The 12,958-nt window shown below is 70.6% G+C and carries 14 protein-coding genes; 4 read left to right on the forward strand and 10 right to left on the reverse strand.

Annotation, left to right across the window (positions count from 1 at the left end; genetic code table 11):
• Positions 1-677, reverse strand: a 677-nt coding sequence (locus tag Q0R63_RS08790; RefSeq protein WP_295696430.1) for an alpha/beta fold hydrolase, incomplete at its 3' end; no start/stop codon positions are given.
• A 168-nt stretch (positions 678-845) separates the two neighbouring features.
• A complete protein-coding gene (locus Q0R63_RS08795) occupies positions 846-1,538 on the reverse strand; it encodes an alpha/beta hydrolase (protein WP_295696432.1) in 693 nt (230 codons plus the stop codon).
• Positions 1,539-1,613: 75 nt separating this feature from the next.
• Between Q0R63_RS08795 and Q0R63_RS08800 the strand changes: the two genes are divergently transcribed.
• Positions 1,614-2,216, forward strand: coding sequence for a winged helix-turn-helix domain-containing protein (locus Q0R63_RS08800; RefSeq protein ID WP_295696434.1), 603 nt, complete (start codon positions 1,614-1,616; stop codon positions 2,214-2,216).
• A 54-nt stretch (positions 2,217-2,270) separates the two neighbouring features.
• Here the strand turns inward: Q0R63_RS08800 and Q0R63_RS08805 are convergent, their stop codons facing one another.
• The 3 genes from Q0R63_RS08805 to Q0R63_RS08815 all read right to left on the reverse strand — a co-directional run bounded on the left by Q0R63_RS08805 (position 2,271) and on the right by Q0R63_RS08815 (position 5,218).
• Complete coding sequence (locus Q0R63_RS08805) at positions 2,271-2,600, reverse strand: hypothetical protein (RefSeq protein ID WP_295696437.1); 330 nt, start codon at positions 2,598-2,600, stop codon at positions 2,271-2,273.
• Between the two features lie 16 nt (positions 2,601-2,616).
• Positions 2,617-4,971: a heavy metal translocating P-type ATPase gene (locus Q0R63_RS08810; protein WP_295696439.1), complete on the reverse strand. Its 2,355-nt coding sequence runs from the start codon at positions 4,969-4,971 to the stop codon at positions 2,617-2,619.
• A 70-nt stretch (positions 4,972-5,041) separates the two neighbouring features.
• Positions 5,042-5,218 (reverse strand): hypothetical protein, encoded by a 177-nt coding sequence (locus Q0R63_RS08815; protein ID WP_295696441.1) that lies wholly within the window; start codon positions 5,216-5,218, stop codon positions 5,042-5,044.
• A 188-nt stretch (positions 5,219-5,406) separates the two neighbouring features.
• On the opposite strand from Q0R63_RS08815, the gene Q0R63_RS08820 reads away from it, so the two are divergent.
• A complete protein-coding gene (locus Q0R63_RS08820) occupies positions 5,407-5,886 on the forward strand; it encodes a DUF6153 family protein (RefSeq protein WP_295696443.1) in 480 nt (159 codons plus the stop codon).
• Between the two features lie 108 nt (positions 5,887-5,994).
• Positions 5,995-6,711, forward strand: coding sequence for a DUF305 domain-containing protein (locus tag Q0R63_RS08825; protein ID WP_295696445.1), 717 nt, complete (start codon positions 5,995-5,997; stop codon positions 6,709-6,711).
• 58 nt (positions 6,712-6,769) lie between these two features.
• On the opposite strand, the gene Q0R63_RS08830 is transcribed toward Q0R63_RS08825, so the two are convergent.
• The 3 genes from Q0R63_RS08830 to Q0R63_RS08840 are packed head-to-tail and all read right to left on the reverse strand — an operon-like array spanning position 6,770 to position 10,404.
• Positions 6,770-7,891: a cation diffusion facilitator family transporter gene (locus tag Q0R63_RS08830; protein ID WP_295696447.1), complete on the reverse strand. Its 1,122-nt coding sequence runs from the start codon at positions 7,889-7,891 to the stop codon at positions 6,770-6,772.
• Positions 7,892-7,928: 37 nt separating this feature from the next.
• Positions 7,929-8,345 carry a metalloregulator ArsR/SmtB family transcription factor gene (locus Q0R63_RS08835; RefSeq protein ID WP_295696449.1) on the reverse strand — a complete coding sequence of 139 codons (417 nt, stop codon included), beginning with the start codon at positions 8,343-8,345 and terminating at the stop codon, positions 7,929-7,931.
• Positions 8,332-10,404: a heavy metal translocating P-type ATPase gene (locus Q0R63_RS08840; protein ID WP_295696451.1), complete on the reverse strand. Its 2,073-nt coding sequence runs from the start codon at positions 10,402-10,404 to the stop codon at positions 8,332-8,334. Before Q0R63_RS08840 ends, Q0R63_RS08835 begins: the two co-directional genes overlap by 14 nt.
• Before the next feature lie 88 nt (positions 10,405-10,492).
• Here Q0R63_RS08840 and Q0R63_RS08845 point away from each other — a divergent pair, with 88 nt between their 5' ends.
• On the forward strand, positions 10,493-10,852 hold the full coding sequence (locus Q0R63_RS08845; protein WP_295696453.1) for a metalloregulator ArsR/SmtB family transcription factor: 360 nt from the start codon (positions 10,493-10,495) through the stop codon (positions 10,850-10,852).
• 24 nt (positions 10,853-10,876) lie between these two features.
• Here Q0R63_RS08845 and Q0R63_RS08850 read toward each other — a convergent pair whose 3' ends face one another.
• Together Q0R63_RS08850 and Q0R63_RS08855 are read right to left on the reverse strand one after the other, a co-directional pair.
• Entirely contained in the window at positions 10,877-11,674 is a 798-nt protein-coding gene (locus Q0R63_RS08850) for a nucleoside phosphorylase (protein ID WP_295696455.1), read from the reverse strand.
• A 129-nt stretch (positions 11,675-11,803) separates the two neighbouring features.
• Positions 11,804-12,958, reverse strand: a 1,155-nt coding sequence (locus Q0R63_RS08855; protein ID WP_295696458.1) for a multicopper oxidase family protein, incomplete at its 5' end; no start/stop codon positions are given.

The raw sequence follows: 12,958 nt of genomic DNA on the forward strand, positions 1-12,958 counted from the left end.
TCGGTCTTCCAGAACTCCGTCGAGAGCCCCATGATCGACCAGATGCCGGCGTGCCGCGCGAGCCCGTCGTGGACCTCGGTGTTGGACGTGTAGCCGCCGCCCTTCCAGCCCGGGTCGGAGGTGAGCGCGTCCATCAGCGCCTGGGTGAAGAGGATGTCGTGCGGCGTGATCTTGGCCGTCCCGGCGATCGGCGCGGCGCGCTTCACCCGCTCGGGGAAGCGCACCGCCCACTCGTAGGTCTGCTGCGCACCCATCGAGCCACCGACGACGAGCGCCAACGTCTCGACGCCGAACAGCTCACTCAGCAGACGCTGCTGGGCGACGACGTCGTCGCCGATGGTGACCTTGGGGAAGGCCGCCATCGCGACGGCACCGTCGGTGTTGTGCGGCGAGGTCGAGAGGCCGTCGCCGATCTGGTTGACGACGACGATGAAGTACTTCGCAGGGTCGAGCGCCCGCCCTTCGCCGATGTAGACCTGCTCCCACGTCTGGTGCGTCCCGGAGAACCACGTCGGGATGAGGATCGCGTTGTCCTTGGCCGCGTTCAGCTCGCCGTAGGTCGCATAGGCCAGCTGGAGGTCGGGGATCGTGCCGCCCTCCTCGAGGGCGAAGTCGCCCAGCCCGTGCAGCTGATAGGCCCCCTGGGCCTCGGGCGTGTAGAAGTCGTTCTGCAGCATGGGGAGCCTCCTCGTCGACGCCCCGGACGGCATCGTCCCGGGTCGCTGGCCATGCAACCACGCCGGCCGCCGCACGTCGAGGGCCCGTCCGGCGACCCCCCACCCGTTGCGTCCGCGTCGACGCCACCTCTCACGATCACTGACGCGGACGTCGGCGTATGCCGCGTCTCAGCGCGCCGCCTCGGCGAGCAACAGCTCGGCCAGCCGGGCGGGCTGGGTGACCTGGGGCCAGTGGCCCGAGTCGATGTCGACGAGGTCGAGGTGGGTGGCCTTGGCGAGCTCCGGGAGGTCTCCCCCGGTGATCCACTCCTGGAGCTCGGCCGGGGAGTACTCCGGGCAGACGGCGGTCGCCGGCACGGCATACCGGCGCTCGTCCGACAGCGAGACCGTCCCGGTGATGACGCCGACCGGGGTCGGGATGAACCGCTCCAGCAGCGCGCTCTTGGTGTCCTCGTCGATGTCGGCACTGTCGGGGCCCTCGAACGCGGCCCAGCCCGGGAAGGGCACGCCGTCACCCTCGGCCGCCAGGCCCTTCATGAACTGCTCCCCGTCCGCCGACGGGAAGCCCCCGACGTAGACCACGCGGGCCACCTTCTCGGGCCGGGCGTCGGCCGCGCAGTAGGCGAGCGCCGAGGCGGCAGAGTGGCCGACGACGAGCACCGGGGTCCCGGCGGCGTCAACCGCATCCACGACAGCGGCCACATGGTCGTCGAGGGTGATCCCCGCCCGGTCGGCGTCCTTCGCCTCGAGACCGGGCAGCGTGAGCGCCCGGACCCTGTGGCCGGCCTCCTCGAGCCGATCCGCGACCGGCCCCCACGACGCGCCGTCGAGCCACAGCCCCGGGATCAGGATGATGTCCATCTCGTTCTCCACTATCCGTTGACGTCCAGCTTCAGTTGGGTTTTCCCAAACGTTCGGCAAGGTTAAACTCATCTCATGCCACAGGGCAAGCCCTCGCTCCCCGACTACGAGCTCGACGACCGGATGGAGCTCGACACCATCGCCCAGGTGCGAGCGATCGCCGAGCCGCTCCGGGGCACGATCCTCGGGCTGCTCCTCGATCGGGCGGCGACCATCTCGGAGCTGGCCATCGCGCTCGACCGACCCAAGGGCACCATCGCTTACCACGTCAAGGTGCTGCTCGAGGCCGACCTGGTCAAGGTGGTGCGGACGCGGCGGGTGCGGGCGGTGGAGGAGCGCTACTACGGCCGGACGGCGCGCCTGCAGTATGTCGGTCCGCTACGGGCAGTAGACGATTCGGGCCGGCCGCTGATGGACAACTACCTCGTTGACGCGGCCCGGGAGTCTGCGGCCGCGCACGCCGACGACAGCCTCTCCGCGATCATGCGGCACGCCCGCATCCCCCGGGAGAACCTGCGCGAGTTCCGGAAGCGGATGTTCGACCTCGCCGACGAGTTCAGCCGGCTGCCTCGAGGTGGGGAGCAGGCCTGGGGCTTCGTCGCCGGGCTCTACCCCACCGAGCACCCCACCCTGCCGGAGCTCCCGGAGGAGGACGACGGTCAGACCACGCTGCGGTAGGCCGCGTTGGTCGGCGGCCAGATGGCCATACCGCTCGTGACGCGTGCCAGGGCTTCAGGAGTCGCACGAACTCTGGCGGCGAGAAGCACGAAGTGCGGTGACCAGGTCAGCAAGGGCAGGAGTCCCGGAAAGGCCCTGCCCGGTTCGGTAGACCCGACAGGCGACGGCGGGTGCCGCTCCAGCGGCCGCGAACGGATCCCGACCATTGATGAGGAAGGCGGGTGAGCCGACGAAACGCCTCGCCTCAGCCTGCAGCTGAGTGGTGACGACCGTGGTGTCGAAGGTGACGTCGTCGAGCCCGGCCTCATCCATGGCCCGTCGGAGGAGCGCCGAGGCGGGCCCCTCGTTCGGGCAGTCCGGGACGACGATCAGCTCCACCTTCATGAACCCGTCGCCGCCCTCAGAGCTTCTGGGTGCGCAGCCGCAGGGCGTTGCCGATGACGCTGACCGAGGACAGGGCCATCGCGGCGGCGGCGATGATGGGCGAGAGCAGCAGCCCGAAGACGGGGTAGAGGATCCCGGCAGCGATCGGGATGCCGGCGGCGTTGTAGACGAACGCGAAGACGAGGTTCTGACGGATGTTGCTCATCGTCTTCTGCGAGAGCTGACGGGCGCGCACGATGCCCATGAGGTCGCCGCCGAGCAGGGTGATCCCGGCGCTCTCGATGGCGACGTCGGTGCCGGAGCCCATCGCGAGACCCACGTCGGCGGCGGCGAGGGCCGGGGCGTCGTTGACGCCGTCGCCGGCCATGGCGACGACGCGGCCCTCGTCCCGCAGCCGCTTGACGACGTCGCTCTTGTGGTCGGGAAGCACCTCGGCCTCGACGCGGTCGATGCCCAGCTGACGGCCGACGGCGTCCGCGGTGACGCGGTTGTCGCCGGTCAGCATGACGACCTGCACGCCGTCGTCGCGCAGGGCCGCCAACGCGGCATACGTGCTGGCCTTGATCGGGTCGGCGATGGCGAACACCCCTGCGGCAGAGGAGTCGACGGCGATGAAGATCGCGGTCGCACCCTCGGCGCGCAGCCGGTCGGCCTCGGTGTGGAGGGTCGTGGTGTCGATCTGGAGGAAGGACAGGAAGTCGGCGCTGCCGAGGACGACGGTGCGCCCTTCGACGCGGCCCACGACGCCGCGACCGACGGGCGACTCGAAGTCCTCGACGTCCGGCACGGTGAGGCCACGGTCGCCGGCAGCCAGGAGGATGGCGTGCCCCAGCGGGTGCTCGGAGGCCCGCTCGACGCCGGCGGCCAGGCGCAGCAGCTCGTCGTCCTCGAAGCCGGTCGCCGACACGATGTGGGTGGCGGAGGGCCGGCCTTCGGTCAGCGTGCCGGTCTTGTCGACGACGAGGGTGTCGACCTTCTCCATCCGCTCGAGCGCCTCCGCGTTCTTGATCAGCACCCCGAGCCCGGCACCGCGCCCGACGCCGACCATGATCGACATCGGGGTCGCCAGCCCCAGCGCGCAGGGGCAGGCGATGATCAGGACCGCCACGGCGGCGATGAGGGCGTTCGCGAACCTCGGGTCGGGGCCCACGACCGCCCACGCGACGAACGCGACCACGGCGATGCCGATGACCACGGGGACGAACACCCCGGCCACCCGGTCGGCCGTCCGCTGGATCGGGGCCCGGGAGCGTTGGGCCTCGGCGACCATGGCGACGATCCGGGCCAGCATGGTGTCGCGACCGATCTTCTCGGCCCGCACGACCAGGCCGCCGCTGCCGTTGATCGTGCCGCCGATGACGCCGTCACCGGCGCTCTTGGTGACCGGCATCGACTCGCCCGTCACGAGCGACTCGTCCACCGATGAGCGGCCATCCTCCACGCTTCCGTCGACCGGCACCCGCTCCCCCGGGCGCACCCGGAGCCGGTCACCGAGCTGCACGTCCTCGAGCGGGACCTCCTCGTCGGCGCCGTCGGCGCCGATCCGGCGGGCCGTCTTGGGAGTCAGGTCGAGCAGGGCCTTGATCGCCCCGGAGGTCTGCTCCCGGGCCCGCAGCTCGAGGACCTGTCCCAGGAGCACCAGGACGGTGATGACCGCCGCCGCCTCGAAGTAGACGTCGACCGTCCCCATGGCGCGGAAGGACGCCGGGAAGATGCCGGGCGCGAGGGTGGCGACGACGCTGTAGGCCCACGCCACACCGGTGCCCATCGCGATCAGGGTGAACATGTTGAGGTTGCGGGTCCGCAGCGAGGCCCAGCCCCGCACGAAGAACGGCCACCCCGCCCAGAGCACCACCGGCGTGGCGAGGACGAGCTGGATCCACGTCGAGAGAGTGGCGGGGACGAGGTCGCGCACAGCACTGGACAGGTGGCTCCCCATCTCCAGCAGGAACACCGGGACGGCCAGCGCAAGGCCGATCCAGAACCGGCGCGTCATGTCGACCAGCTCGTGGTTGGGACCGCTGTCCGCGGTCACCGTCACCGGCTCGAGGGCCATCCCGCAGATCGGGCAGGCCCCCGGACCGGGCTGCCGGATCTCCGGGTGCATGGGGCAGGTGTATGCCGCGTCCGCACCCTCGGCCACCGGCGCGCCGGATGGTGTCCCGTCAGAGTCATCGACGGCGTCGGGCGCCGACTCGAACTTCGCTCGGCAGTGCTCCGAGCAGAAGTAGTGGTGAACCCCGTCGTGCTCGACAGACAGGGCGGTCCTGCTGTCGACCGTCATCCCACAGACGGGGTCGAGCGCAGGGGTCTCACTCGTGGTCGCACTGGCTCGATCGGAGACGCGCGGGTCGTCGATGTGGCTGCTCATGAGGACATCATACCCCCTAGGGGTATTGAAGGGCGAGGTCGGGTTGTCCGGGAGCCGCGCACCGCCAGCTCTAGGCCACCCCGTCCTTCGAGTGCAGGATGGCCCGGGTACGCGTGAACTGCGCCTCGTCGAAACGACCACGCCGGACGACCCAGAGGGCCAGGGCGATCGCGGCTCCCCAGAAGAGCACCATCAGGAAGCCCATCAACACCCAGCTGCCCCAACCCGTATCGCTCCACCACATCATGGCGATCTCCTTTCGTCGCGTCGCGCGAGCATCCGAGGTGCGTGGGTGCTCCTGGCCCCGACGATCCTCGCTCCGAGCGACTCCGGTAGGGCCGAACGTCCCCGGCTCGTCCGAGATTCTGCTCCCGCCACCCTGCTACCCCATGGGGGTAGGAGGTCGCCTGCGCCGACTCATGGCACAGTGGAACCATGAGGACCGCTCGCGCCCGTCGATCCGTCGTGCCGCCGCACGACGCTCTGCCGGCGGCCGGCCGGACGATTCTCCGGGTTCTCGCCGTCGTGGCCCTCATCGCGGGGATCGTCGTCATGCACTCCCTCGGTCTCGGCCACGGGCCCATGGCTACCGGACACTCGGGGCATTCGGGGCCCTCGGCGATGGCCGGCACGACGGAGATGGTGGGGATGGACGCCACCGCGGCCCCCCACGGGCTGGCGACGGCGGACGAGGTCGTCGCCGGGAGCACCGATCCTGGGCACGGGATGGCCGCGATGTGCCTGGCCGTCCTCCCGCTCCTCATCATCCTGCTGGCCCGGCTGCTGGGGTTCCGCGTCCGGGCTCTGGCCCACGCGGTTCCGCGTGACGGATGGGGCGGCTTCGTCCCGAGCAACCGCGCTCCACCGGTGCATCTGCGTCCGTCTTTGCTGAAGCTCTGCATCCTGCGCACCTGAGCCTTCCTCAGGATGCCCGACCGCGACCGCCCCACTGGCGCAACGGTCCTGCGGCATACGCGCGTGTCAGGCACGACCCCCTTCAGCGACTCGAAAAGGACTCACCCGATGAACCGCATTCCTCTCTCCGCCACCCTGCCCCGTCTCACCCTCCGCAGTCTCACCGTGTCCGTCGTCGCAGCGGCTACCGCTTTCACCCTCGCGGCCTGCGGCAGCAGCTCGACCACGGGCACCCCGGGGCAGGGCATGCCCGGCATGAACAGCTCCAGCCGCTCCGCAACCACGTCGGCGCCAGTCGGCCCTGCGGCGTCCGGTCCGCACAACGCGGCCGACGTCGCCTTCGCCGTCGGCATGATCCCGCACCACCGGCAGGCCGTCACGATGGCCGAGATGGCCCTGACCACGGCCACCAACAGCACGGTCAAGAGTCTCGCCACCTCGATCAAGGCTGCTCAGGATCCCGAGATCCAGTCGATGTCCGGCTGGCTCACCGGCTGGGGCCAGCCGGTCCCCGCGTCCGGTCAGGACATGTCGCAGATGGGGTCCTCCACGTCGGGCAGCACGAGCGGGGGTGCCATGAGCAGCATGGGCGGGATGATGTCCGACCAGGAGATGTCGCAGCTGTCGACCACCAGCGGGGCGGCGTTCGACCGGCTCTGGCTCCAGCTGATGACCAAGCACCACCAGGGCGCCGTGGCGATGGCCCGGACCGAGCTCACCGACGGCGCCAACACCGAGGCGAAGCAGCTCGCCCAGAGCATCATCGACAGCCAGAGCAAGGAGATCACCACCATGACCACCCTGCTCGGCACCCTCGGCAGCTAGACCGCCACCCGGCCACCCGGCCACCCGGGCCGCTGCCGCGGGCTCCTGCCTCATTGCCTCACTCGCGATGGATCAGGAGGTCGTGGTGGTCGACGCCCGGAACGCTCGAGGGGTTGACGTGCACCATGGCGTCGTCCAATCGGGGGACGCGGTGCTTCAGCTCGTGGTGGGCGGCGTGCGCGATGGCGTGCGCCGCCACCACGTCCAGGTGGCTGTCCACTGTCACCTCGGCCTCGGCATGCATCCGGTGGCCGATCCACCGCAGCCGGATGCTGTCGACGCCGCGGACCCCGGGGACGGTCATGAGGGCAGCCTCGGCCTCGTCCACCAGCGCCGGGTCCACGGCGTCCATCAGCCGACGGTAGATGTCGCGCGCTGCGCCGCGGAGCACCACGAGGATGGCCACGGTGATGAGGAGACCGACGATCGGGTCGGCGAGGGGGAAGCCGAGCATGACCCCGAAGGCGCCCATGACGACGGCGAGAGAGGTGAACCCGTCTGTGCGGGCGTGGAGTCCGTCGGCGACCAGCGCCGCTGACCCGATCTTGCGGCCGATCCGGATGCGGTAGACGGCCACGAGCTCGTTGCCGGCGAAGCCGATGAGGCCCGCGGCCACGACGACCCACGGGTAGGTCAGTGGCTGTGGATCCAGGAGGCGGCGGATCGCCTCGTAGCCCGCCACCACCGAGGAGATGGCGATCATGGCGACGATGAACACTCCGGCGAGGTCCTCGGCTCGCCCGTAGCCGTAGGTGTAGCGGCGATTCGCCGCACGGCGGCTGAGGACGAAGGCGATCCACAACGGGATGGCGGTCAGAGCGTCGGAGAAGTTGTGGATGGTGTCGGCGAGCAGCGCCACGGAGCTGGTCAGGAGCACGACGACGAGCTGCGCCAGCGCCGTCGAGCCCAGGGCGACGAGACTGAGCTTGACGGCCCGGATCCCTTCGGCGCTGGCCTCGAGGGCGGAGTCGACCGAGTCGGCGGCATCGTGACTGTGGGGCCGGAAGATCGACGCCACGAATCCCTTCAGCCCACCCGGGTGATCGTGCTCCTCGTGGTCACCGTGTCCATGCCCGTGGGCTTCGTGTCCGTGCCCCTGCTGCCTGTGCTCGTGCTCCCCGTGCTCGTGCTCCCCGTGGTCGTGGCCGTGGTCGGTCGGTGCGTCGTGGTGGTGGGGCATGGCGTCCTCGTCGGGATGGGTTGCGCGGTAAGGGTGCTCAGGAGGCCGAGCGGGCCGTGCGGGCAGGGGTTGTGGTGCGCGAGCCCGACGCAGCGGGCAACGACTCGGCGTCGTCCGCATGGTGCGACGGCAGCTCCGTGCCGGCGTGCTCGGCGTTGAAGACGGCGTCGCGGACGAGGCTCGCCACGTGGTCGTTCTCCAGCCGGTAGAACACCTGCGTCCCCTCACGTCGCGTGCGGACCAGCCGGGCCATCCGGAGCTTCGCGAGGTGCTGCGAGATCGAGGGCGCGGGCCGGCCGATCCGCTCCGCCAGCTCGTTGACGGCGCGCTCCTGACCGATCAGGGCCCAGACCAGGCGCACGCGAGTGGCGTCGGACAGCAACCGGAAGACCTCGGCGGCGAGCTCGGCCTGCTCCAGCGGGACATCCTCTACTGAATGCTTATCTGCGCGCATACGTAGATGCTAGCCCTACCACCTCAGCCGGCGGGGCCGGTGTGACGTTGCTGCCCTTGATGCCGGCCCGCGTCCAGGCGGCGGCGCGCAGCAGCCGCAGCCCGTTCAGACCCACGATGACGGTCGACCCCTCATGACCGGCGACGCCGAGGGGCAGCGGCAGGATCCAGACGAGGTCCCAGATGACGAGGAGGCTGATGACCGTGCCGGCGATGACGAGGTTGGCCTTGACGACCCGGTGGGCGCGCCCGGAGAGGTCGATGATCTTCGGCAGGATCGCCAGCTCGTCGCGGACGATGACGGCGTCGGAGGTCTCGAGCGCGAGGTCCGAACCGTGCCGGCCCATGGCGACGCCGAGGTCGGCGGCAGCCATGGCCGGGGCGTCGTTGACGCCGTCACCGACCAGGAGCACCCGGTGGCCGGCGGCCTGCAGCGCCTTGACCTGGGCGACCTTGTCGGCCGGCAGCAGGCTCGCGCGGACGTCGGTGATCCCGACCTCCTGGGCGAGGCGGCCCGCCGCGCCGGGGTTGTCACCGGTCAGCAGGACCGGGGTGGCGCCGATCAGGTTCGTCAGCGCGAGCACGGTGGCGTGGGCGTCGGGTCGCACCCGGTCGGCCAGCCCGAGGACTCCCACCGGCCGGTCGTCGAGGAGGACCACGGCGGCCGTGCGGCCGTGGGCTTCCAGGTCGGCGACCGCCGCACGTGCCTGCTCGAGCAGGTCGCCAGCACCCGTCGTCGTGTCGGCGACGACGGCGGGGTCGGCCAGCAGCGCGGGTGAGCCGACGCGGACGACGTGGGCCTCGACGGTGGCCGTGACCCCACGCCCGGGCGCCGAGGAGAAGTCCTCCGCATGGGGCAGCTCGAGTCCGCGGTCGTGCGCTGCCGCCAGGACCGCGCGGGCCAGCGGGTGCGCGCTGGGTCGTTCGGCGGCCGCGGCGAGACGCACCAGGGCGTCGGGATCGAGCCCCGCCCCGTCGAGCGGGATCACCTCGCTGACGCGCGGGGTGCCTTCGGTGAGGGTGCCGGTCTTGTCGAAGGCCACGATGGTCACGTCGCGGAACTTCTCCATGACCACGGCCGACTTGACCAGCAGACCGTGCCGGCCGGCATTGGCGATCGCGGCCAGCAACGGCGGCATCGTGGCCAGCACCACCGCGCACGGCGACGCGACGATCATGAACGTCATCGCCCGCAACAGCGTCGGACGCAACTCGGCGCCGAAAGCGAGCGGAAGGAAGAACAGCGCCAACGTTGACACGACAACGCCGACGGAGTAACGCTGCTCGACCTTCTCGATGAACAGCTGCGTCGTGGCCTTGGTCGCCGAGGCGTCTTCGACCATCGCGACGATCCGCGCCACGACAGAGTCCTGTGCGGCACGGTCGACACGGACCCGGAGGGCTCCGGTGCCGTTCAGGGTCCCGGCGAAGACCTCGTCACCGGCCTCTTTGAGCACCGGTAGCGGCTCGCCGGTGATGGAGGCCTGGTCGACCTCACTGGCTCCTTCCAGCACCTCCCCGTCGGCTCCGACCCGCTCCCCCGGGCGCACGAGGACCACGTCCCCGACCACCAGATCCGCGGTCAGCACCACCTCTTCGGTTTCGCCGTCGAGCAGCCGGCTGGCCTCCTCGGGAGCGAGGTCCAGCAGGGCACGCACCGAGTCGGCCGTGCGGCGGGTGACGAACGCCTCGAGCGCCCCGGAGGTGGAGAAGATGACGATCAGGAGGGCGCCGTCGAAGACCTGCCCGATCGTCGCGGCGACGAGGGCCGCCACGATCATCAGCAGGTCGACGTCCAGGGTCCTCTCCCGCAGCGCCTGCAGCCCGGCCAGGGCCGGCTCCCACCCACCCGTGACGTAGCAGGCGAGGTAGAACGTCCACCACACCGCGGCCGGGGCGCCGCCGAGCTGGAAGGCCCCGCCGATGGCGAACAGGACTGCGGCGGCGGCCGCCCACCGCACCTCGGCCATCGACAGCACGTCCCACCAGCGGGAGCGCGCACGGCGGCTGATCGCGGCATCAGCGGCGGTATGCCGCGATGAGGACAGGGTGGAAGTCATGACTCACTCCGAACGAGTTTTGGGACAGGCACCCGGACACTGTAACCACATGAAGAGGTGTTCATCTCATCCGTTGTATGCTGCGGCCATGGGTCATGGGGCGAGGTCGGGCACGCGCACGGCGCGTCTGGACCTTGCGGCGGCCAAGTCGGTCGCCGAGACCCTCCAGGCCCTGGCCACGCCGAGCCGGCTGCTCATCCTGGGCCGCCTCCGCGAAGGCCCCGCCACGGTCAACGAGCTCGCCCTCGCCGTGGGGATGGAGCAGTCCGCGGTCTCCCACCAGCTGAGGATGCTGCGTCATCTCGGCCTCGTCGACGGGGAGCGCCACGGCCGGAGCGTGACCTACACCCTCTACGACGACCACGTCGCCCAGCTGCTCGACCAGGCGATCTACCACGCCGAGCACCTTCGGCTCGGTGCCCCCGACCGCACCACCGACGAGACCTGACGAGCGCGAGGGCCTGCCGCGCTGCTACGGCTGGCGCATCGCGTCCTGACACGCCACCGCCGTCGCCCGCGCCACGGCCAGGGCGGCCGGAGCTCCGTTGTCCGGCCCCTTCTCGAAGTCGTCACCCCGCGTGGCCATCGTGTTGGTGAGGTGCGCGAGGCAGACCACGTCCCGGTCCCGGGCGGTCGCGTAGGCATACAGGGCGGCAGCCTCCATCTCCACGCACGAGATGCCCGCCCCCTCGGCGGCGGTGACGGCTGACGGAGTCTCTCGGTAGGGCGCGTCAGTCGTCCACGAGGAGCCGGTCAGGACAGGTTCGCTCAGGCCGACGTAGGCCTCGTTCAGCCGCATCTGCAGCTTCGTCGACAGATGGCTCCAGGCTCCCGGGGGAAGGTAGTGCGCACTGGTGCCCTCGTCGCGCAGGGCACGCTCGATGAGCAGGAAGCACGGCGGTTCACTCGCCCTACCGATGAGCCCTGCCGAGGTGATGCTGATGACCAGGCGCGCTCCGGACGCGGCCAGCTGTTCCGCGACGAGCACGGCGAAGGGGGCGCCGACGGCCGCTCCGACGACACCGATCTCGACCCCGTTCAGGTCGGTGGTCCACATCTCGGAGTGGTAGCAGGCCCAGCCGGGATGGCGCCGCCCGGTGCCGCTGGCGACGAGGTAGCGCACGATGTCACCGTCGGGGTCGAGCAGGGCTACCTCGGGGACAGGGATGTCGGGCAGCGATCGTTGTCGACGAGCCTCGCGGAGCAGGTTCTCCGGGAGGAACACCGAGGGTTCGTCGTAGCGCTTGCCCGACAGGAGCGGGAGCAACATATCCGCTGATCGCGGTGGTGGTCGATCGCTCATGTCACCTCTCGGCTCACCGATGATGCGTGATCGCAGCGCGAGTCGGCGAGATGTTCCGAGAATATCCGCCAGGTCGTGGGATGCGCGGCGGAGGGGTCACTCCCGGTAGGACAGGGTGGTCATCATGCCGGCTTCGGCGTGGTAGATGTTGTGGCAGTGGGTGGCCCACTGGCCGGGGTTGTCGGCTTGCAGGTCGACCTCGAGCTGCTGCATGGGCCGCACGATGACGGTGTCCTTGCGGGCCCCGCCGGCGGTCAGGGCGAAGGTGTGGCCGTGGACGTGCATGGGGTGAAACATCATCGTCTGATTCTGGAAGCGCAGCCGGACGCGTTGGCCTTGTCGGACCTCCAACGGCGCGGTGTCGGGGAAGCTCTTGCCGTTGAGGGTCCACCGGTAGCCGGCCATGGACCCGCCGAGGGCGAGGTCGTGGGTGGTGTCCACCGCGCGATCCGGTAGTCGGGACGGAGCGGCGGCGAGCAGGTCGGTGCCGAGCAGGACCCGCCCGGTCAGCTGGGACGGTGCGGCTGTCGCTGGGGGCGCGGCGGCTGCGGGGCTGGTGCGGACGACGGCCATACCCTGACCGTTCTTGCCCTCGGCAGAAGCGACGAGGGGGAAGGCGCCGTCGGCGAGGGTGACGGTCACGTCGAAGCGCTCGCCCATGCCGATGAGCAGGGCGTCCGTCACGGCGGGCTGGACGGGGTAGCCGTCGGCATGGGTGATCGTCATGCGATGTCCGCCGAGCGCGACCCGGAAGGCGGTGTCGGACCCGGCGTTGACGATACGGATGCGGACCCGTTGCCCGGGTCTGCCGGTGAGGGTGACCGGGCTGGTGGGGATCCGGCCGTTGACCAGGTAGTGCGGGTAGGCGATGTCGCCCGCGCCGCCCAGCAGCGAGGACTGCATGGTCTCGCCCATGCCCCCCATGCCGCTCATTCCCCCCATGCCACCGCTCCCGTTGGTGGCCTGGAGCTTGGTCAGGACCTCGTCCGGGGTGGTGCCGGTCCCGTCGATCCAGTCGTCGAGGACGACGATCCATTCCTGGTCGTAGCGGCCGGGCTCGTGGGGGTCGTCGACGACCAGGACCCCATACAGGCCGCGGTCGATCTGGAGCCCGGAGTGCGGGTGGTAGAAGTAGGTGCCCGGGTCGGGCGCGGTGAAGTCGTAGGTGAACCCGGCGCCGGGGTCGATGGGTTTCTGGGTGATCCCGGGGACGCCGTCCATGTCGTTGCGCAGGGCGATGCCGTGCCAGTG

The organism is Lapillicoccus sp. (assembly GCF_025353065.1).
GTDB lineage: Bacteria > Actinomycetota > Actinomycetes > Actinomycetales > Dermatophilaceae > Lapillicoccus.